The organism is Roseibium sp. AWQ4_290, from assembly GCF_056160985.1.
The window spans coordinates 70011-90304 of the sequence record NZ_JBSWYG010000015.1 but is presented as its reverse complement, the minus strand read 5'-3'; the positions used below and the strand labels follow the sequence as shown (position 1 = coordinate 90304).

The following is a 20294-nucleotide window of genomic DNA, read 5'->3' as shown; positions in this document are numbered from 1 at the left end:
TCTTCACAAGTGCCTACAGAGCTGTATACAATTTTGAAAGCCGTTGGGATCAAGGGCGTTTCAAGAAGTAAAACTGTGGGGGTGACGTTGCGAAATACTCTGAATGGGGCCGAAGCATTGGTGCGGACCCTCGAAGCCCATGGTGTGCGGCACATTTTCGGATTGTGCGGGGACACGACCCTGCCCTTCTATGATGCCATGCACACTCTGGATCACAGTATCACCCATGTTCTGACCCGCGATGAACGCAGCGCCACCTATATGGCCGATGCCTATGCCCGGGTGACCGGGCGCGTCGGGGTCTGTGAAGGCCCGTCCGGTGGCGGCGCCACCTATATTCTGCCGGGCCTGATTGAAGCCAATGAAAGCTCCTATGCGGTCCTGTCGATCACGACAGACATTTCCGTAGCGTCTTACGGCAAATATCCCCTGACCGAAGTGGATCAGGAAGCCTTGATGCGGCCGCTGACCAAGTTCAACACGGTTTTGCGGCGCGCCGATCACATCCCCCGCATGGTGCGACAGGCGTTCCGGGCCATGACCACGGGCCGGTCCGGTTCGGCCCATCTGGGCCTGCCCTATGATATTCAATATGACCCGGTATCGGTGGACGACATCTGGGCGGATCCCAAACACAAGACCTTTCCCGCCTACCGCGCTGCCCCGGAGCCGGGGGTGGCGGAGGCGGCTGTAAATGCCATCCTCAGTGCAAAATCCCCCTTGATCGTTTGCGGCGGCGGCGTGGTGATCGCCGGGGCCATGGACGAACTGGACCGGCTTGCCAGCCGGCTGGATCTTGCAGTTGCCACCTCGATTTCAGGCAAGGGGTCGCTTGCCGACACCCATCCGCTTTCGCTTGGGGTTGTCGGGTCCAATGGCGGTACGGACGAGACCTGGGAAATGATGGAAGCAGCGGATCTGGTGATCTTCCTGGGATGTCGGGCCGGGTCCACCACAACCTCCCGCTGGGAAGCACCGAAGCCGGGGCAGCGTATTGTGCATTTTGACAATGACCCGATGGTCATCGGCGCGAATTATCCGACCGAGGTTGGGGTGGTTGCCGATCTGAAACTGGCGCTGGCGGCGGTCAACGCCTGTCTTGATGAGAGGGTGGACCCGCTGCCGTCTTTTGGCGGCGCAGCACAGGTGGCCGATATCAAGGCGCGCAAATTCGAAAAATTCCAGGCATTGGCCTGCCGTGAAAAGGAGCAGGTGATTCCGGAACAAATCATTGACACATTGAACAAAAATCTTCCAGATAGTGCGATTGTCGTTTCTGATCCCGGAACAAGTTGTCCCTATTACAATGCCTATTCGCAGCAGAAAAACGCTGGCCGTTTTTACATCACCAACCGGGCCCATGGGGCCTTGGGCTATGCGCTCTCCGCAGCGCTCGGTGCCTGGTATGGCCGGCCGGACAGCAAGGTTGTGGCCTTGATGGGGGACGGGTCTTTCGCCTTTGCCTGTGGCGAACTGGAAACCGTCGTGCGGGCCAATGCGCCCATCACCTATATCGTTTTTTCCAATGCGGCCTTTGGCTGGATCAAGGCCAGCCAACATGCCGACTGCGGCAAACGCTATTACAATGTGGATTTCAACCGGACCGATCAGGCCGCCGTTGCGGCTGCCTTTGGCCTGAAAACCTGGAAGGTGGAGCGGCCTGAGGATCTGGACGAGGCAATGAAACAGGCATTGCACCATGACGGACCGTCGCTGATCGACGTCATTTGCCAACCTCTTGAAGAGGCGGCCGCCCCAGTGCGCCGCTGGATGGGCTGATAGAATGGCCGGAGACGCTGCCCCCAATGTCGTGGTAATTGGCGCCGGGATTGTCGGTGTTTCGTCGGCAATCTGGCTGCGCCGGGCGGGTTTGGACGTCACTGTGGTCGACCGGGTCGAACCGGGGACCTCCGCCTCCACCTCCTATGGCAATGCCGGGGTCCTGGCGGCCTGTTCGGTGGCACCGGTCACTGCGCCGGGTCTGATTGCCAAGAGCCCGGGCATGCTCATGAACCCGGATTTTCCGCTGTTTCTGCGCTGGTCCTATCTGCCCAGGCTGATGCCGTGGCTCCTCAAATACCTCGCAAAGGCCAATGACGCGGACACACGCCGGATTTCGCAAGGCCTGACACCGATCCTTTACGATGCCCCGTCCCAGCATGAAGCGCTTGCCTCCGGGACCGAAGCGGAGGCCTGGCTGGTCTCCTCCGACTACAGCTTTGTCTATCCGACCCGCCAGGCCTTTGAGGCGGATCACTATACCTGGATGCTCCGGCGCAAGGCCGGGTTTGAGCCTGACCTGCTGGAAGGCGGCGAGGTGCGCGACTATGAGCCGAACCTGTCGAAAGACATGCAACTGCTCGCCGTCATGCAGGACCATGGGTATGTCCGGGATCCGGGCCGTTATGTGGCCGCTCTGGCCCAGGAAGCCCGCAAGCTGGGCGCCCGCTTTGTCACAGCGGAGGTCAAGGACGTGACCCTGGCGGACGGGCGGGTGAAAGGCGTTGTCACGGACGGGGGGGAGCTGACCTGCTCAAAGGTCATCCTGGCCACCGGTGTCTGGTCAAAGCCCCTGGCGGCGAAACTTGGGCTTCGGGTGCCGCTGGAATCGGAGCGGGGCTATCACATTGTGTTCCGGTCGGCTGAAAACGGGCCGGGCACACCCATGATGGTCACAAGCGGCAAATTCGTCGCGACCCCCATGAAGGATGGCCTGCGCTGCGCAGGTGTTGTTGAATTCGGCGGATTGAAGGCGCCCGCATCCAGCGCGCCCTTTGATCTGCTGCGCCGGAAGGTCCAGGAGACCTTCCCGGGTTTGATGTTCGAACAGGAAGACAGCTGGCTGGGGCACCGGCCAGCGCCTTCCGACAGTTTGCCACTGATCGGAGAAATCAGGGCATCCGGCATCTATGCCGGGTTCGGGCACCATCACATCGGCCTGACGGCCGGACCCAAGACCGGCCGTATCCTGGCGGGCCTCATTTCCGGGGACCGGCAGAATATCGACCTGTCGGCCTATGACCCGCAGCGGTTCTAGGCTGGCCTGAAAAAGACTGTGTCCCGCCGGAGTGGGGCACGAGGGGACAAAAGCAGGAGGTTTTCCATGTCCGGATTTGCAAAAGTACTTATGACCGGCGTTGCTGTTGCCACGCTGACAGCAGGCCCCGTTTCCGCCGAAACCTGGGACATGCCCATGGCCTATTCGGCAACCAATTTTCACTCCGCCACCGGCGAAAAATTTGCCGAATGCGTAACACTGGGCACGGGCGGTGCCCTTGAAATCAAGACGCACCCGGGCGGTTCTCTTTATGCGGGCTCGGAAATCAAGCGCGCAATCCAGACCGGCCAGGTGCCAATCGGCGAGCGGCTCTTGTCAGGCCACCAGAACGAGAACCCGATTTTCGGCTTTGACAGCGTGCCGTTCCTGGCCACGTCCTTTGAGGATTCCGAGACGCTTTGGGAAGTTGCCAAGGAGCCGCTGACCAAGATCCTGGCAGACCAGAACCTGCACCTGCTCTATTCTGTGCCGTGGCCGGCCCAGGGGCTTTATTTCGACCGGGAGGTGAACTCTCTGGAAGATGTGAAGGGCCTGAAATTCCGCACCTACAACACCGCCTCCGCACGCATGGCCGAGTTGGCCGGCATGCAGCCGGTTCAGATCGAAGCCGCTGAAATCAGCCAGGCCTTCGCCACCGGCGTCGCGCAGGGCATGGTCTCCTCCGGCTCTACCGGCTATGACCGCAAGATCTGGGAAAGCCTGACCCATTTCTATTCCGCTGACGCCTGGATGCCGCGCAATTACGTGATGGTGAACATGGACAGCTGGAACGGTCTTGATGACGCCACCAAGAATGTCATCAACGGCTGCGCGGCTCTGGCGGAATATGCCGGGGACTGGCGCTCCATCCAGTACACTGAATTCACCGTTGGTGAGTTGGCCAAGAACGGCATGGCCACCGGCCCCGTCAGTGACACCATGGCGGCCGAACTGCAGGCGATTGGCGAAACCATGACCGCAGAATGGCTGGAATCCGCAGGCGAAGAAGGCAAGGCCATTGTCGACGCCTACAAAGCGGCCAAGGCCGCCAAGGCGGCCAAATAACCGTCATCCGGCAAAGCATGGCCCGGCGGTTTCCGCCGGGCACACTCTTTTATGGGAAGGGGGACGGCAGTGGCCATATTCCGGGTGCTGCGCACCATTCTTGACGGGCTCTACAAGGGCGCCGGATATCTCGGGGCGGTTTTTCTCATCATGATCCTGTTCTTCGTCGCCTCCCAGATGGTGGCGCGCTGGGGCGGGGGCATCATCACCGGAGCGCCGGATTTCACCGGCTATTGCATGGCGGCGGCCTCGTTTCTGGCTTTGCCCTATGCGCTGAATTCCGGCAGCCATATCCGTGTCAATCTGTTTCTGACCAAGCTTGGCAGATACCGGAAGTTCGGGGAACTTTGGTGCTGGGGAATTGCCAGCTATCTCACCTTCCTGTTCGCCTATTATGCCATCAAGCTCACCTATGAAAGCTACCGGTTCAACGACATCAGTCAGGGGCAGGATGCCTGGCCGATCTGGATCCCGCAGCTGTCCATGGCCGCAGGAACGGTGATTTTGGCAGTCTGCGCCTTCGACAATCTGATCTGCACCCTTTTCACCGGCCGCGACAATATCAAGGCGGCCGGCATGAACCCGCACGGGGAGTGACACGATGGAACAGTTCTACCTGGTTGCGATTTTCCTGTTCGTCCTGTTCCTGCTTTTGGGAACGGGGGTCTGGGTGGGCCTCGCCCTGTTCGGGGTTGCCTATCTCGGGCTTGAGATGTTTACCACGCGTCCGGCGGGCGATGCCATGCTGACGCGCATCTGGACCGGTTCCTCCAGCTGGACACTCACGGCCCTGCCGCTGTTCATCTGGATGGGGGAAATCCTGTTCCGAAGCCGGCTGTCCCAGGACATGTTCCGGGGGCTCAGTCCCTGGATGCAGCGCCTGCCCGGCGGGCTGGTCCATGTGAACATTGTCGGCTGCACCATTTTTGCCGCCGTTTCCGGATCTTCCGCCGCCACCTTGACCACTGTGGGCAAGATGTCGATCCCGGAGCTGCGCAAGCGCGGCTATCCGGAATATATGACCATCGGCACATTGACGGGCGCGGCAACCCTGGGCCTGATGATCCCGCCCTCCCTGACTCTGATCGTCTACGGGGTGGCCGTGGAACAGTCGATCTCCAAGCTCTTCATGGCGGGCATCCTGCCGGGCATTGTGCTGGCCGGGCTGTTCATGGCCTATGTGGCCGGCTGGTCGGTGCTGCGGCCGGCAGAAGTGCCCAAGATTGCCAATCCCATGACCTTTCGCGAGAAGATCAAGGAAAGCCGGTTCCTGATCCCGATCATCCTTTTGATCCTGTTCGTGATCGGATCCATGTATCTGGGCTTTGCCACGGCGACGGAAGCCGCGTCCATCGGGGTAATCGGGGCTTTTGTGCTGGCCGCCGTGCAAGGGTCCCTGACCTGGGACACCTTTTTGGACAGTCTTCTGGGCGCAACGCGCACCTCCGCCATGATCGCCCTGATCCTGATGGGCGCCATCGCCCTGACGCTGGCCATGGGCTTTACCGGTCTGCCCAGAGCGCTTGCCGAATATATCGAGAGCCTGCAGCTCTCCCGGTTCTCGCTGCTGATGGCGCTGATGGTGTTCTACATCATTCTGGGCATGTTCCTGGACGGCATCTCCTCGGTTGTGCTCACCATGGCCATTGTCCAGCCCATGGTGGCAGGCGCCGGGATCGACATGATCTGGTTCGGGATCTTCATCGTGATCGTGGTGGAAATGGCACAGATCACCCCGCCCATCGGGTTCAATCTCTTCGTCATGCAGGGGATCACCAAGCACGAGATGGGCTATATCGCCAAAACCGCACTGCCGCTCTTCCTGATCATGGTGTTCATGGTCTTTGTGATGATCGGCTTTCCCGAACTGGCGACCTATCTGCCCGAGAGCATGCGCAACGCGGCCGGGCGGTGACAGAGCGCTGGTGGCGGGCCCGGGGGTCCGTCTCCGGCCCGTTTCTTCTTAAACAGCCTGAAGGGGGCATCATGGCAACCTGCAAGATCATTGCGGCCGTCGATCTGCATCACAGGGAAGCGGATTCCTGTGTGGTGCAGGAGGCCATCATGCTGGCCCAGAGCCACGGGGCCGAGGTTGAACTCGTCTTTGTCATTCCCGACGAGCAAAACACCTATGTGCAGGCCTATATCCCCGAAGACATGCGCAATCAGGTCGAAATAGATGCCCGCCGGGATCTTTCGGTCTATGCGGCCGACTTCGACTGGGGCAGCGTGCCCCACAAAACCGAAGTGCTGCGTGGCGGGGTCTATGAAAAGCTGATCGGCCATGCGGATGCGCTTTCGGCCCGGTTTATCGTCATCGGAGCCAGCCGTCCAAGTGTGAAGGACCTCTTTATCGGGCCAAATGCTGCCCGGGTGTCCCGTTTTGCCTCCTGCAGCGTTCTGGTCGTCCGCCCGTCTTGAGGCCCCAACCGGCAGGGTTGCGCGGCTCACCCTTTTCTTTTGTCATGTTCGGAGCCTCCCGTGAGCGACCATAAAATTGAAACCCTCCGGGTCCACCGGATCGAAATTCCGGCCAGGGCCGTGCATTCCCATGGCAGCGGTGATGTGGCTGGCATTCACGTGGCGGTTCTGGAAGTTACCACCGATACCGGCCTGACCGGCTGGGGAGAGGCCTCGCCCTGGCCGGTCTTCACCGGCACTGCGGAGGGCTGTGCGGCCGCCCTTCATGTGCATTTGCGGCCCCATCTCATTGGCCAGGACCCGGTGCAGGTGGAAAAGCACATGACCATGGCTGACAAGGTTCTGGTCGGGCATCCGGAAGCCAAGGCCAGCCTGGAAATGGCCCTTCTTGATATCACCGGCAAGATCACCGGCCTTTCCGTCTGCGAATTGGCTGGCGGGCGGATGCGTGATGACATGGGCATGAGCTTTTCCATCGCCAATCCGGATTTCGGCAAGGATCTGGAAGATGTGGCTGCCATGTGGGCGGACGGGGTCCGGATCTTCAAGTTCAAGACCGGCTTCAAGGATCACCGCTTCGATCTGATGCGCTTGGAGAAAATGCGCGGCATCTATGGGGAGGAGGCGGATCTGCGCATCGACTACAATCAGGGCTTGCCCGCCTATGATGCGGTCCGGCGTATCAAGGATCTGGAAGCGTTCCGTCCCACCTTTGTCGAGCAGCCGGTCAAGATGCACGAGCGCGAGGCGCTGGCCCATATCAGCCGGGTGATCGATACACCGGTCATGGCGGATGAAAGTGTCTTTGACCCGAAAGGGGCGCTTTATGGGGCGCAGATCCGGCTGGCAGATATTTTTTCCCTGAAGATCATGAAATCCGGCGGGATCCGCCGCGCACTGGAAGTTGCGGCCATTGCCCGGGCGGCCGGGATCGAAATCTACGGCGGTTGCATGTTCGAGACCGGTCTTGCCCATGCCGCAGGTGCGCATCTGATGGCCGCCGTTCCGGACCTGATCCTTCAATGCGAGTTCTATATGGCAACCTATTACGCCGAGGACGACATCCTCACCGAGCCGTTTCCAGTCCGGAACGGGCGGGTCCATGTGCCCGAAGGTCCAGGGCTCGGCGTTGAGGTCGATCCGGACAAGCTTGCGAAATATGCGGTCACGGAGCCTTTGGTTTAGGGCGTGCCGCGTCGATCCGGTTTCAAGTTTTTTGTCTTTTGCGTTGAAAACTCTGATGTCAGGCTTGGCACGGCAACTCCGATGACGCGCAATTTGCGCTAGATCACCCTTTCAAAGGGTCTGACCTTCATTCAGCAAAAGCAGAGAGAGCGAACTTTTCTTGAAGAAAACCACTCTCTCTCTGGCCTTCCAGCCCCTTGTGGGGAGGGGCTGGAGGGCGATCTGGCTCCGGGCTCACTTACGTTGTGCAGACTTATCGCCCGAGGCGCTCTAAAGGCCCAGCATTTTGCGGATCTGGTCTCGGTCCGTCTCGCCGCCGGCAAAATCGTCAAAGGCCTTGTCGGTGACTTCAATAATGTGGCTCTCGATGAAAGGTGCACCTTCGGCTGCGCCCTGTTCCGGGGACTTCAGGCAGCATTCCCATTCCAGAACGGCCCAGCTGTCATAACCATATTGGGCGAGCTTGGAGAAAATCGCGGAGAAATCGACCTGCCCGTCGCCGAGGGAGCGGAACCGTCCGGCCCTGTTCACCCAGCCCTGATAGCCGGAATAAACCCCCTGGCGGCCATCGGGATTAAACTCCGCATCCTTCACATGATAGGCGCAGATGCGCTCGTGATAGATGTCGATAAAAGCCAGATAGTCGAGCTGCTGCAGCAGGAAATGGGACGGATCATAGTTGATCTGGCATCGCTTGTGTCCTCCAAGGGCCTCCAGGAACATCTCGAAGGTCGCCCCGTCAAAAACGTCTTCCCCCGGATGGATCTCGTAGCCGACATCAACCCCGTTGTCTTCATAGACATCGAGGATCGGCTTCCAGCGCCGGGCCAGTTCCGCAAAAGCTTCTTCGATCAGCCCGGCCGGACGCTGGGGCCAGGGGTAGAGATAGGGAAAGGCGAGCGAGCCGGTAAAGCTGACCGACGCATCGAGGCCCAGGTTCCGGCTCGCTACGGCGGCCTTTTTCATCTGGCTGACAGCCCATTCCTGACGGGCCTGCGGGTTGCCGTGAACAGAGGCCGGGGCAAAGCCGTCAAAGGCAAGGTCATAAGCCGGATGAACGGCAACAAGCTGGCCCTGGAGGTGGGTCGACAATTCGGTGATCTCCACGCCCGCATCCGCGCAGATACCCTTGACCTCGTCGCAATAGGTCTGGCTGTCTGCAGCCTTGTCGAGATCAAACAGGCGGCTGTCGAAGGTGGGGATCTGGATGCCTTTATAGCCAAGACCGGCCGCCCATTCTGCAATGGAGGGCAGGGTGTTGAACGGGGCGTCGTCGCCGCCGAACTGGGCGAGGAAAATTGCGGGGCCTTTGATCAGTCCAGCCATGGGTGTCTCCCTGTTGTCCTTGGAAAGAGCGGCGGCAAAGCCGGTCAGGTTCCGGAAGGCGCATATGTAAATCTGAGGAAATCGGCCGTCTTGCCGCGACCTGTCACATCAAATGCCAGCATGCCGACAAAAGCGCCGGTAAAGGAGCCGTGTTCCCCACGGCCACCCTCATCTGAAATCACGCTGGCATCAAGCGCCGGGCCGGCGGCCAGCCAGCTGCCCTCCTGGCGCCAGAAAAACTGCTGGCTGGCTCCGTCCACCTCAACGGCCAGCTCGACCGGACCCTCGCTGACCGGGATATGATCTGCAGGATATTCCATCCGGCTGTCCGGCCAGACGCCGGGACAGGACAGCAGCATCAGGCAGCGCCCGGTCTCTTCCGTGCAACTCACGACAAGTCCGTGAAACTTGTGCCGGTTGTAATAGGTCACAAGGCCTGCCGCCTGCTGATAGGTGTCCGGCTCAAAGGCTGTGAGCAGTGTTTCGGCCCGGTAGGCCAGATGCTCCTGGCGGCGGGCAACCAGTGCCTGTTCATACCAGCTGCCGACGCTTTCGCGTCCGGTCAGGCGCAGGGCCGAGCCGGTGAGGGAAAAGAGCCGCGAGGGCTCCGGCGTGCGCAGCCACTGAAATTCCGGCGGCAGGATCTTGTCCTCAAACCGGCGCACGATTTTTTTCGGCGGCCGGGGCTGAGCCCCGGACGGGGCGGGCACCTCCATTTGCGGCAATGTGCCGCCGCTCTCCAGATAGAGCCAGTCATCGTCTTTCCAGACGCACTTTTGAAGGGCGGTTTCGCGCCCGAGCGGCGAGAACCGGCCGGGCAGGGGCCGGGAGCACAAGTGGGTGTGATAGACTGCGCCCTCGGGTGTCTCGATGATCTGGCCGTGACCGGCCCGTTGAAGCGGCCAGTCCTCCCGGTCCCTGGCGGTGATCAGATGGGTTTGCGGGTGCAAGTCATAGGGCCCGTCAATCGACCGGGAACGGGCCATGGTCACCGCATGGCCATAGCCTGTGCCGCCTTCGGCCACGGTCAGATAGTACCAGCCGTTGCGCTTATGAAGATGCGGTCCCTCGGTCAGGCCGAGAGCGCTGCCGGAAAAGATCTTTTTCGGTTGCCCGATCAGCCCCTCTGTTTCCGACCACTCCTGCAGCAAAATGCCGTCAAAGGCGGACGTCCGGGGTTTGCCGCCGACGGAATTCGACACATGGTTCCATTGCAGGACCATGTACCATTTACGGCCGTCGTCATCGTGGAACAGGGACGGGTCAAAGCCGTGGGAGGATACATAGAGGGGATCACTCCAGGGGCCGTCAATGTCAGGGGCAGAGACGATGTAGTTATGTGCGTCCTTGAAATTGCCGTCCAGCCGTTTGACATCCGTATAGACCAGCCAGAACCGCCCATCCGCATAGCTCAGGCAGGGCGCCCAGACCCCGCCGCTATCCGGGTTGCCGCGCATGTCCAGCTGGCTGGCCCGTGACAGCGGCCGGCAGGCAAGGTCCCAGTTGACGAGATCCTTTGAACGGTGGATCTGAACCCCTGGATACCACTCGAATGTGGAGGTCGCGATGAAATACTCATCGCCCTTCCGGCAGATGGACGGGTCCGGATTGAAGCCCGGCAGGATCGGATTGCGGATCATCAGCGCGACGGCCCCGTGCGTTCCGAAGAGGCAGCCCACAGGTTGATATTGGCGTCCACGGTGGTGGCCTCGATCTCCTGAAGCTCCGCTTCGGTGAAGTCCATATTGTTGACCACAGCCGCGCAGTCGCGCACCTGTTCGGCCCGGCTGGCGCCGATCAGGGCCGTGCTCACCCGGCCGTTGCGAAGGACCCAGGCAAGAGCCATCTGGGCCAGGGTCTGCCCGCGCCGTTCGGCTATGGCATTCAGGCCCCGGATCGCGGCAAGGGTGTCTTCGGTCAGGAACTCGTTTTTCAGAGACTTGCCCTGGGTGGCGCGGCTGCCCTCTGGAATGCCGTTCAGATATTTGCTGGTCAGCATGCCCTGAGCGAGCGGGGTAAAGGCAATGGAGCCGATGCCCAAATCATCCAGCGTGTCCAGAAGCCCGTCCTCCTCCACCCAGCGGTTGAGCATGGAATAGCTCGGTTGATGAATGAGGCAGGGGGTGCCCAGTTCCTTCAGGATCTCGGCTGCTTCCCGGGTCCGTTTGGAATTGTAGGACGACAGGCCCACATAAAGCGCCCGGCCGGAGCGGACGATATGGTCGAGCGCCATCATGGTTTCTTCCAGCGGCGTCTGCGGATCATAGCGGTGGGAATAGAAGATATCGACATAGTCCAGACCCATCCGTTTCAGGGACTGGTCACAGGACGCAATCAGATATTTGCGGCTGCCCCATTCACCGTAAGGTCCGGGCCACATCAGATACCCCGCCTTGGACGAGATGATCATCTCGTCCCTGTAGGGCTTGAAGTCCCGTTTCAGCATGTCGCCGAAGGCGGTCTCTGCCGCCCCCGGTTTCGGCCCGTAATTGTTGGCCAGGTCGAAATGGGTGATACCGAGGTCAAAGGCCGTGCGCGCAATTTCCAGCTTCCGCGCATGGGGCGTGTCGTCCCCGAAATTGTGCCACAGACCCAGCGAGACGGCCGGCAGTTTCAGGCCGGACCGTCCGCAGCGTCGGTACTCCATATGATCATAGCGGGAAGATGCGGCGTGCCAGGTCATGCGCTCTCCACCGGGGCCAGAAGGCTCTTGGCCGCCTGTGGATCCAGGGCGGCCGGCCGGTCGCAGGTCGTGCCGATGTCCACACCGTTGCCGGTCTCCCCGGAGGCCAGAATGGCGGTCATCACGTCCACAACATGCAAGGAGAACTCGCAGGAACACCGGTGCGGCCGGTTTTCCAGAATTGCAAGCGCCATATCCGCGAGCCCGGCGGTGCGGTAGTTCGCATGGCCCCTGTCATTGACCTTGGAGAACGGGTGATCCCAGTTCCGGGACACATTCACAAACCCGGCCAGCTCGGTCATGCGCACCTCACCGCCGAAGAAATTGGGGTCGGGCACATGCAAGGTGCCTGCCTGGCCGTAAAGCTCCATGTTGGAATGGCCGTGCTGCCACACATCCCAGCTGGCGCAATAGGTCACCTGGGCACCGGAATGGAATTGCAGGATGGCGTGGATCGTGGTTGGGGTCTCGACCTTGATCTTCTCGCCATAGCGCGGCTCAGAGGTGATCGTGCGGTACTCCGATCCGGACGAACTCATGGCCGTCACCCGCTTCACAGGGCCCAGAAGCTGCACCAGATTGGAAACGTAATAGGGGCCGAGATCAAGGACCGGGCCGCCGCCGGGCTGGAAGAAGAAGTCCGGATTGGGATGCCACATTTCCATACCCGGGCTCTGCACGAAACAGGTGCCAGAGGTCACCTTGCCGACAGAGCCGTCATCGATCAGCTGGCGGGCCAGCTGGTGGGCGCCGCCCAGGAACGTGTCGGGGGCGGACCCGACCCGAAGACCCATTTCCGAAGCCTGGGCCGCAAGCGCCTTGCCCTCGTTCACGCTCAGCACAAACGGCTTTTCGGAATAGACGTGCTTTCCGGCTGTCAGGATGTTCCGGGACACCTCAAAATGGGCCGCCGGAACGGTGAGATTGACGATGATGTCAATATCCTGTGCTGCCAGCAGCCCGTCCACCGTCTCTGCCCGCAGATTGAATTCTTCAGCACGGGATTTGGCGGCATCCGGGTTGAGATCGGCGCAGGCGCGCACCTCAATGCCGCGGAACAGCGGTGCAAGGCGCATATAGGCCGCCGAGATGTTGCCGCATCCAAGAATGCCGATACCGAGTTTCTCCGTCATGGTGTGTCCTCAGAATGTCTTGAGCGTTGCCAGGGAGCGGCGGGCGAAGCGTTCGAAATCGGACGGATTGTCGTGTTCCATCACGAACAGATCGACACCGGCCTTCTGAAGGGCCGCCATGATGCCGCTCCAGTCCATGACCCCGTGGCCCACATCGGCCCAGCCATCCTCATCCGCACATTGGCCGTCCGGGGCAATGTCCTTCACATGGGCGGTGGTGATGCGCTCCTGATAGCGTTCGATCCAGGCAATCGGGTCCTGTCCGCCGCGTACGATCCAGGCAATATCGGCCTCCCATTCAATGGACGGGGCGCTGTCCAGCAGAATGTCCATCGGCAGGCGGCCGTCTGAGCAGGCGGCAAACTCAAAATCGTGATTGTGCCAGCCAAAGCGCAGGCCGGCGTCCCGCACCCGTGCGCCGATGGCCTCCAGCCGCTTGCCAACGGCCACCCAGGCGTCCGGATCGGCCACCCGCTCTTCCGGTGGCAAGGCCGGGCAGAACAGGCGTTCCATGCCAAGGGTCCTGGCGGTGGCCAGAACCGTGTCCGGGTCGTCTTCAAACTGGGCCAGCGGGAAGAAATGGCCCGACGGCATGGTCAGCCCGTGCTCATCCAGCAGGCTGCGGAAGGCGGCCGGGTCTTCGTAGTTGCCGCCGAAGCCCTCGACCTGGGTGTAGCCGGTCTTGGCCAGATAGGCGATCACCCCGTCCCATGGGGCAAAGTTGCGGGCGGAATAGAGCTGAAAGGAAACGTCCATGACTGATGTCCTGAAGGTTGGAGGAAGACGATCAGATCCGGTCTTCACCGGATTTGCTGAAGAGATTGGCACGGGCCGGTTCGAAACCGACCTGAAGGGTGTCACCGGGCGCGACATTGGCCTGCCCGTCCAGGCGCACCCAGACAGAGCGGTCTGAAAGAGCCACCTGGGCCAGGGTGTCGGAGCCGAGCGGGTCGACCAGAACAACTTTGCCGGACAGGCGGACCGGGGCGGTGTCCGCCTCTGCGCCGGTCACCATGTGTTCCGGCCGGATGCCGAGCCAGGCGTCTCCCGGCAGGGCTTTGCCGGTCTTGAAGGCATAACCGGTCAGGGCGAAGTCATGCGGTCCGCTCAGAAAGCGCGGTGCGTCTCCGCCGGTCACCGAGCCGTCGAAGAAATTCATGGTCGGGGACCCTATGAATTCGGCAACATATTTGCTGGCCGGGTGGTTGTAGATCTCTTTCGGGGGGGCGAGCTGCAGGATCTGGCCGCCGCGCATGATGGCGATCCGGTCGGCCAGGGTCATCGCTTCGACCTGATCATGGGTGACGTAGATCATGGTGTTGCTCAGCTTCTGGTGCAGCTGCTTGATCTCGACCCTCAGATCCGCCCGCAGTTTGGCGTCCAGATTGGACAGCGGCTCATCAAAGAGAAAGACATCGGCATCGCGCACAAGGGCCCGGCCGATGGCGGCCCTCTGGCGCTGTCCGCCGGACAGGGCCGCAGGCTTGCGGTTCAGGAGCGGTTCGATCTGCAGAATTTTGGCCGCACGCGCCACCCGCTCCTTGATCTCCGATTTGGGCAGACCGGCATTTTTCAGGCCGAAACTCAGGTTCCCTGCCACAGTCATTTGCGGATAAAGGGCATAGCTTTGAAAGACCATGCCGATACCGCGCTTGGCCGGCTCCTCCCAGGTGACATTGCGGCCGCCGATGAAGATCTGGCCGTCGGTGATGTCCAGAAGTCCGGCAATGCAGTTCAGCAAAGTGGACTTGCCGCAGCCGGAGGAGCCGAGCAGGACCAGGAACTCTCCCTGGTGCACATCCAGACTGAGATCCTTGAGCACCTCCAGGGCACCGAAACTCAGGCACAGGTTGTTGATCGAGATGCTGGGTGTCAGAGCCTGCCCGGCTGCGCTCGTGTTCACCGGCTCTTCGGTGTCTTGAGGGGCGGGAACAGATGCGGTTGTCGGTTGCATGGGGCTCAGCCTTTCACAGCGCCTGCGGCGATGCCGCGCACAAAGAGTTTACCGGAGACGAAATAGACCAGCAGCGGGACAAGGCCGGTCAGGATCGTTGCGGCCATGTTGACGTTGTATTCCTTCACGCCCTGGACCGAGTTGACGATGTTGTTGAGTTGCACCGTCATCGGGTAGGTGTCCGGTTTGGTGTAGACGACACCAAAGAGGAAGTCGTTCCAGATCCCGGTGATCTGCAAGATGACCGCCACCACGAAGATGGGCAGGCTCATGGGCAGCATGATGCGGAAATAAATGCCCCAGAACCCGGCCCCGTCGACCCGGGCCGCCTTGAACAGTTCCTCGGGAACTGAAACAAAATAGTTGCGGAACAGCAGCGTCAGGATCGGCATGCCGAAGATCGTGTGCACGATCACCAGTCCGCTCAGCGAGCCATAGACGCCGATCTCCCGGAGCACGATCACGATCGGGTAGATCATCACCTGATAAGGAATGAAACTCCCGAAGATGAGAATGGTGAAGAACACTTCCGATCCGCGGAAGCGCCAGTTGGCCAGCGCATAGCCGTTGACCGAGGCAATGGCGATGGACATCAGCACGGAAGGAATGGTGATCTGGACCGAGTTCCAGAACCCCCGGCTGAGGCCGTCGCAATTGAGCCCTGTGCAGGCCTCCGCCCAGGCTTTGACCCAGGGTTCGAAGGTGATTTCGAGCGGCGGGGCGAAAATGTTGCCAAGGCGGATTTCCGGCATGCCCTTCAATGAGGTCACAACCATCACGTAAAGCGGCAGCAGATAGTAGAGGCTGATCACCATCAGTGTGCCGTAGAGCATGATGTTGCGGCGGGACAGAACGGGTTTTGGCCGCTGCCCGCGCGGACCTTGCACATAGATCGTGGACGCTCCGGGTTCGGTCGTGGTCTTAAGCACGGCGCTTCCCTCCGAATTCCAGATAGGCCCAGGGAATGACGATGATGGCGACCGTCAGCAGCATGATGCTGGAGGCGGCAAAACCCTGGCCGAGATTTTGCGACTGGAACATGTAGTCATAGACATATTTGGCGGGCACTTCCGAGGCGATGCCCGGCCCGCCGCCCGTCTGGGCCACCACCAGATCATAGACCCGCACAATGCCGGAAGTGATGATGACGATGGTGGTGATGAAGACCGGCCGCATCATCGGAATGACAATGAAAAGATAGGTCTTCCACATGGGAATGCCGTCGACCCGGGCCGCCTTCCAGATGTCCTCGTCAATGCCGCGCAGCCCCGCCAGCATCAGGCACATGACCAAGCCCGTGCCCTGCCATAGGCCGGCAATCAGAACCCCGTAAATGACAATGTCGGCATTGTAGAGCGGGTCGAAACTGAAGCTTTCCCAACCAAGGCCCCGCACAACGTTCTGGATGCCGAGATCCGGATTGAGCAGCCATTGCCAGACCAGCCCTGTGACAATGAAGGACAGGGCAAAGGGGTAGAGCATGATTGTTCTGAACGTGTCCTCGAACCGGATCTTCTGGTCCAGAAGGGCGGCCAGAAGAAAGCCGATCACCAGGGAGAAGATCAGGGACAGGCTGCCATAGATGAGAAGGTTTTCGATGGACACCAGCCAGCGGCGGGCGCCCCAAAGCCGTTCATACTGGTCGAAGCCGACGAACTTGGCCTTTGGCAGCAGCTTTGAATTGGTAAACGAATAGAAGATCGTCCAGGCCGTACACCCGACAAAGATCACCAGTGCGGTCAGCACCATGGGGATTGAGGCGATCTTGGCATTCAGGTTCCGGAACGGCTGAAACGGGCGGTTTGCGGTCGCCATCTGCTACGTCCTGAAGAAGGGAGAGAAAAACCGCAGAGCCCTCCGGGCCCTGCGGAGTTGGGCGGAATGGGCTCAATCCGCCTGAGCGATGATATCCACGAACCGGGACTGGGCGTCCTGCGGCGTGATGCTCTCGTCATTGAAGAACTCAACGAAAAGATCATTCAGCTGCGTGTTCGTGTCTTCGGTGTTGAGCTGGTTGACGTCTGGCAGCGTGTTGCCGGAGGCTAGGATGTCCAGTCCCTTCTTCATGCAGTCATTGGCCGTATCCAGATCGACGTCACCGCGCACCGGCAGGGAGCCTTTCTTCAGGTTGAAGGCGACCTGGACCTCAGGGGACATCATCAAGGCGGCCAGCTGGTCCTGGGCCTCTTTGACCTCCGGATCGTCAATCACCGGGAAATAGAAGGCATCACCACCGGTGGAAATCACCTCATGGACCCCAAGGCCCGGCAGGCAGGTATAGTCTTTTCCGGCGACCTTTCCGGCGATCTGGAACTCACCCTGGGCCCAGTCCCCCATGATCTGACCGGCTGCCTTGCCGGTGATGACCAGATTGGTGGCCTGGTTCCAGTCCTGCACCTTGGAGCCCTGGCGCATGCGGCGGGCATCTTCGGCGGCCTTGAACACCCGGGCAATTTCCGGGCCTGCGGCGACTTCCGTATCCTTGTTGCCATAGACCTGAACCAGCGTCTCCGGGCCGGCAAGGGTGGCTATCAGAACGTTGAAGAGGCCGGAATTCTGCCAGGGCTGCTGACCGAGGGCGAGCGGGATGATCCCGGCTTCTTCCAGCTTGGGCGCGGCAGCGGCGAATTCATCCCAGTTTTTCGGCACAGGCAGACCGGCCTTTTCGAAGGCTTCGTTGGAAAGCCACAGCCACTGCCAGGAATGGATGTTGATCGGAACGCAGTAAATCCGCCCGTCCTTGGTGCAGCTGTCCAGGAGAGAAGGCGGGTTAACCACATCCTTCCAGCCTTCGGCTTCGGCAAGCTCGGTCAGATCGCGCAGCAGGCCGGCTTCAATCAGTTCTTCGGTCTGGCGGCCGTGGTTGAACTGCGTTGCTCCCATTGGGTCTCCGCCAATGATGCGGCTGACCATGACCGGACGCGCGGTGCCTCCGCCGCCTGCAATGGCGCCGTCCACCCATTTGTTGCCGGTTTTGTTGAAGGCCTTGGCGAATTCAGCCACAGCGGCCGCTTCGCCGCCGGAGGTCCACCAGTGGGTCACTTCAAGATCCGTCGCCTGGGCCGCTCCGGCCAGGCAAAAGGTTGTTGTTGCGACAAGAGCCGCGCGTAAAGCTTTCATGTTTTCCTCCCATCGAACTTTGGCTGTTCGAAATCTCCTCCCGGCGGAACAGAAGCCGGATTTTGTAATCGATTACATTTTGTTGTATGTGTCATGTAATCGATTACATTCATCATCATTTGCCCGAAACGTCTTTCTGTCAACCCGGAATGTGAGACAGGGGCATCGCAAGCACAGGAGATGGGGTTGGTTCAGAAAAACGCACGCATACGTGATGTTGCCGCAGCGGCCGGAGTGTCGACCGCGACCGTCAGCCGCGCACTCAGCAATCCGGAATTGCTCAGCGAAGGCACCCGCACAACCGTGTTTGAAGCGATCCGGGCCACCGGCTACCGGGTTAACAAGGCGGCACGCACGCTCAGAACCCGCCGGGCTGGCGCGGTTCTGGTTCTGGTGCCCAATCTCGGTAATCCGTTCTTTTCCAGAATTCTGGCGGGGATCAGTGCGCATCTGGGGGAGCATGACATTTCGGTCCTGATCGCAGACACAAAGGACGGTGCGGCCTCCGGGACCTCTCTGGAGGATTATTTCCAAGATGCCCGGATTGACGGAGTGATCTGCCTGGACGGAGCGCTGCCTGAGGAGGAGCTTCTGCGGTGCCGGGACCATGGGGTTGATGGCAGGATTGTCTTTGCCTGTGAGTGGCCTCAGGGCTTGCTGATGCCGTCCGTGCGCAGCGACAATCGGGAAGGAGCGCGCCTGGCGGTCCGGCATCTCTATGATCTGGGCCACCGCGAGATCGCGCATGTGACCGGGCCGAAAGACAATGTCCTAACCCATGCGCGCCGCAAGGGCATGCTGGAAGAGCGGGCCCGTCTGGGCCTGCCCTTTCGGCAGGACTGGATCCTGCGCGGTGACTTCTCCCTGGCCTCTGGCCGGCAGGCGGCAGAGGCCATCTCGCGCATGGAGCACCGTCCGACCGCTGTCTTTTGCGCGTCGGACCAGGTGGCCTTTGGTCTGATCTCGGGCTTGAACGCGCAGGGTCTTCAGGTGCCGCAGGATATCTCGGTTATCGGGTTCGATGACATCGAGCTGTCGGAATATTTCGGACCACCTTTGACCACGATCCGGCAGGACCGGCACGGGCTCGGGGCGGGGGCGGCCCGTCTGCTTCTGGAGCGTATCAGCCAGCCACATGCAGGCGGGCCGGAGCCGGAAGGCCCGATGATAATAGGGGTTGAACTGGTGGTTCGCGAAAGCACGGCAAGGCTTTCGTCATGACCAGATCATTTCTCCCGCGCAGAGAATTCAGGATTGTCCAATGATTTCTCACAACGCAGGGAGAAGAGAACGGAAAAATCTGTTTAAAATATGTTTAATCTCAAATTTAACCAGCGTGGAAGTGGGTCGAGGCAATGAAAAATCGGGAAACTATTTGCCGGTCTCATGAAAATTTCACAGTCCAGAGTTGCGTCGAGGTTGTAAATGGTTTGGTATTTATTATCATTCTGGCCGCATACAGCAGCGTTATAGTAAAAAATATCGGTAATTTAGCCCTTAATTAACTTAGGTCCGCCAGTATGTTCAGTAAAATATACAGGGATTGTTAAAAATGCGGATGTTAAGCCTGAAAAGGGCGCTGTTTCTCTGCGTCATAGCGCTGCTTTCAGAAAAAACGCATGCAGGGCCGGTTCTGAACGTTGTCGGAACAGGTGATGGTCTGGAGATGCTTCAGGAGATCGGTGAAGGTTTCAAGGCAGCCCATCCTGGCATCGGTATCAAGATTCCTCCCAGTATTGGCTCTGGGGGCGGGATTGCCGCCGTCAGTTCCGGCACGGAGCGTATGGGCCGGGTCGCACGGCCGCTGAAGGACAGCGAAGTCGAGTTCGGTCTCAATTATGTGCCGGTCGCAAAGATCCCGAGCGCTGTTTTTGCACATCCCTCGACGGGGGTCACAGAAGTGTCGAGCGCAGATCTCGCGAAGCTATATGCGGGTGAGATCCAGAACTGGTCCGAACTGGGAGGGGCGGACTTGCGTGTCAAGATCGTGCGCAGGGAAGATGCGGACAGCACCCTGCAGGTTCTCAGGGCCACCATGCCCGGCTGGACAGATCTGAAAATCTCGCCCCGCTCGAAAACGGCTGTGACAACCCAGGAGGCCATTTCCACGGCCCGGGACGTGGAAGGAGCAATTGCGTTCGGACCCTATTCACGTCCGTTGGAGGAAGGGCTGTCCGTGCTCAAGATCGATGGTCACCATCCGACCGATGCGGCCTATCCGAGTACCGTCACCCTGGCCCTGATCTACAAGCAAGGCACCATGGATGACACCATGCAGGCCTTTATCGACTTCATCCGTTCCGGAAAAGCGAAAGAACTGATCCGGGATTTTGGCGGCGTTCCCGCCGCGCCCTGACCTTTGCAGTTCTG

At 60.2% G+C, this 20294-nt stretch carries 18 protein-coding genes; 9 read left to right on the top strand and 9 right to left on the bottom strand.

Annotated features, from left to right (window positions below; translation table 11 throughout):
- The first annotated feature begins 75 nt into the window (after positions 1-75).
- The 7 genes from ACXAH0_RS16095 to ACXAH0_RS16065 all read left to right on the top strand — a co-directional run bounded on the left by ACXAH0_RS16095 (position 76) and on the right by ACXAH0_RS16065 (position 7708).
- Positions 76-1779 carry a thiamine pyrophosphate-binding protein gene (locus tag ACXAH0_RS16095; protein WP_475192782.1) on the top strand — a complete coding sequence of 568 codons (1704 nt, stop codon included), beginning with the start codon at positions 76-78 and terminating at the stop codon, positions 1777-1779.
- A 4-nt stretch (positions 1780-1783) separates the two neighbouring features.
- Complete coding sequence (locus tag ACXAH0_RS16090; RefSeq protein WP_475192780.1) at positions 1784-3037, top strand: NAD(P)/FAD-dependent oxidoreductase; 1254 nt, start codon at positions 1784-1786, stop codon at positions 3035-3037.
- A gap of 66 nt (positions 3038-3103) precedes the next feature.
- Positions 3104-4102, top strand: a complete 999-nt coding sequence (locus tag ACXAH0_RS16085; RefSeq protein ID WP_475182546.1) for a TRAP transporter substrate-binding protein — start codon at positions 3104-3106, stop codon at positions 4100-4102.
- A 69-nt stretch (positions 4103-4171) separates the two neighbouring features.
- Positions 4172-4699, top strand: coding sequence for a TRAP transporter small permease (locus ACXAH0_RS16080; RefSeq protein WP_475182551.1), 528 nt, complete (start codon positions 4172-4174; stop codon positions 4697-4699).
- 4 nt (positions 4700-4703) lie between these two features.
- On the top strand, positions 4704-6017 hold the full coding sequence (locus ACXAH0_RS16075; RefSeq protein WP_475182556.1) for a TRAP transporter large permease: 1314 nt from the start codon (positions 4704-4706) through the stop codon (positions 6015-6017).
- A gap of 71 nt (positions 6018-6088) precedes the next feature.
- Entirely contained in the window at positions 6089-6523 is a 435-nt protein-coding gene (locus ACXAH0_RS16070; RefSeq protein ID WP_475182559.1) for a universal stress protein, read from the top strand.
- Positions 6524-6583: 60 nt separating this feature from the next.
- Entirely contained in the window at positions 6584-7708 is a 1125-nt protein-coding gene (locus ACXAH0_RS16065) for an enolase C-terminal domain-like protein (RefSeq protein ID WP_475192779.1), read from the top strand.
- Positions 7709-7978: 270 nt separating this feature from the next.
- Here ACXAH0_RS16065 and ACXAH0_RS16060 read toward each other — a convergent pair whose 3' ends face one another.
- The 9 genes from ACXAH0_RS16060 to ACXAH0_RS16020 all read right to left on the bottom strand — a co-directional run bounded on the left by ACXAH0_RS16060 (position 7979) and on the right by ACXAH0_RS16020 (position 17924).
- Positions 7979-9034 carry a sugar phosphate isomerase/epimerase family protein gene (locus ACXAH0_RS16060; protein WP_475182566.1) on the bottom strand — a complete coding sequence of 352 codons (1056 nt, stop codon included), beginning with the start codon at positions 9032-9034 and terminating at the stop codon, positions 7979-7981.
- A 44-nt stretch (positions 9035-9078) separates the two neighbouring features.
- Positions 9079-10674: a glycoside hydrolase family 43 protein gene (locus ACXAH0_RS16055; RefSeq protein WP_475192777.1), complete on the bottom strand. Its 1596-nt coding sequence runs from the start codon at positions 10672-10674 to the stop codon at positions 9079-9081.
- Positions 10674-11717, bottom strand: a complete 1044-nt coding sequence (gene mgrA, locus ACXAH0_RS16050; RefSeq protein ID WP_475192775.1) for an L-glyceraldehyde 3-phosphate reductase — start codon at positions 11715-11717, stop codon at positions 10674-10676. Before mgrA ends, ACXAH0_RS16055 begins: the two co-directional genes overlap by 1 nt.
- The gene (locus ACXAH0_RS16045) at positions 11714-12850 is read right to left on the bottom strand and encodes a Gfo/Idh/MocA family protein (protein ID WP_475192774.1); all 1137 of its coding nucleotides are present in this window, start codon (positions 12848-12850) and stop codon (positions 11714-11716) included. Before ACXAH0_RS16045 ends, mgrA begins: the two co-directional genes overlap by 4 nt.
- Positions 12851-12859: 9 nt before the next feature.
- Entirely contained in the window at positions 12860-13606 is a 747-nt protein-coding gene (locus ACXAH0_RS16040; RefSeq protein ID WP_475182580.1) for a sugar phosphate isomerase/epimerase family protein, read from the bottom strand.
- Positions 13607-13637: 31 nt separating this feature from the next.
- Entirely contained in the window at positions 13638-14726 is a 1089-nt protein-coding gene (locus ACXAH0_RS16035; RefSeq protein WP_475192963.1) for an ABC transporter ATP-binding protein, read from the bottom strand.
- An 83-nt stretch (positions 14727-14809) separates the two neighbouring features.
- A complete protein-coding gene (locus ACXAH0_RS16030; protein WP_475192958.1) occupies positions 14810-15637 on the bottom strand; it encodes a carbohydrate ABC transporter permease in 828 nt (275 codons plus the stop codon).
- An 88-nt stretch (positions 15638-15725) separates the two neighbouring features.
- Positions 15726-16619, bottom strand: a complete 894-nt coding sequence (locus ACXAH0_RS16025) for a carbohydrate ABC transporter permease (protein WP_475182584.1) — start codon at positions 16617-16619, stop codon at positions 15726-15728.
- 72 nt (positions 16620-16691) lie between these two features.
- Entirely contained in the window at positions 16692-17924 is a 1233-nt protein-coding gene (locus ACXAH0_RS16020; RefSeq protein ID WP_475192773.1) for an ABC transporter substrate-binding protein, read from the bottom strand.
- Between the two features lie 186 nt (positions 17925-18110).
- Between ACXAH0_RS16020 and ACXAH0_RS16015 the strand changes: the two genes are divergently transcribed.
- Together ACXAH0_RS16015 and ACXAH0_RS16010 are read left to right on the top strand one after the other, a co-directional pair.
- A complete protein-coding gene (locus tag ACXAH0_RS16015) occupies positions 18111-19145 on the top strand; it encodes a LacI family DNA-binding transcriptional regulator (RefSeq protein WP_475192771.1) in 1035 nt (344 codons plus the stop codon).
- A 331-nt stretch (positions 19146-19476) separates the two neighbouring features.
- Positions 19477-20280 carry a PstS family phosphate ABC transporter substrate-binding protein gene (locus ACXAH0_RS16010; protein WP_475182594.1) on the top strand — a complete coding sequence of 268 codons (804 nt, stop codon included), beginning with the start codon at positions 19477-19479 and terminating at the stop codon, positions 20278-20280.
- The last annotated feature ends 14 nt before the right edge of the window (positions 20281-20294 follow it).

What these genes read in the sequence shown, in the direction of transcription:
- ACXAH0_RS16090 (WP_475192780.1), top strand. Translation starts at nt 1,784, where the DNA reads ATGGCCGGAGACGCTGCCCCCAATGTCGTGGTAATTGGCGCCGGGATT.
- ACXAH0_RS16085 (WP_475182546.1), top strand. Translation starts at nt 3,104, where the DNA reads ATGTCCGGATTTGCAAAAGTACTTATGACCGGCGTTGCTGTTGCCACG.
- ACXAH0_RS16075 (WP_475182556.1), top strand. Translation starts at nt 4,704, where the DNA reads ATGGAACAGTTCTACCTGGTTGCGATTTTCCTGTTCGTCCTGTTCCTG.
- ACXAH0_RS16070 (WP_475182559.1), top strand. Translation starts at nt 6,089, where the DNA reads ATGGCAACCTGCAAGATCATTGCGGCCGTCGATCTGCATCACAGGGAA.
- ACXAH0_RS16060 (WP_475182566.1), bottom strand. Translation starts at nt 9,034, where the DNA reads ATGGCTGGACTGATCAAAGGCCCCGCAATTTTCCTCGCCCAGTTCGGC.
- ACXAH0_RS16055 (WP_475192777.1), bottom strand. Translation starts at nt 10,674, where the DNA reads ATGATCCGCAATCCGATCCTGCCGGGCTTCAATCCGGACCCGTCCATC.
- mgrA (WP_475192775.1), bottom strand. Translation starts at nt 11,717, where the DNA reads ATGACCTGGCACGCCGCATCTTCCCGCTATGATCATATGGAGTACCGA.
- ACXAH0_RS16045 (WP_475192774.1), bottom strand. Translation starts at nt 12,850, where the DNA reads ATGACGGAGAAACTCGGTATCGGCATTCTTGGATGCGGCAACATCTCG.
- ACXAH0_RS16040 (WP_475182580.1), bottom strand. Translation starts at nt 13,606, where the DNA reads ATGGACGTTTCCTTTCAGCTCTATTCCGCCCGCAACTTTGCCCCATGG.
- ACXAH0_RS16030 (WP_475192958.1), bottom strand. Translation starts at nt 15,637, where the DNA reads ATGCTCTACGGCACACTGATGGTGATCAGCCTCTACTATCTGCTGCCG.
- ACXAH0_RS16025 (WP_475182584.1), bottom strand. Translation starts at nt 16,619, where the DNA reads ATGGCGACCGCAAACCGCCCGTTTCAGCCGTTCCGGAACCTGAATGCC.
- ACXAH0_RS16020 (WP_475192773.1), bottom strand. Translation starts at nt 17,924, where the DNA reads ATGAAAGCTTTACGCGCGGCTCTTGTCGCAACAACAACCTTTTGCCTG.
- ACXAH0_RS16010 (WP_475182594.1), top strand. Translation starts at nt 19,477, where the DNA reads ATGCGGATGTTAAGCCTGAAAAGGGCGCTGTTTCTCTGCGTCATAGCG.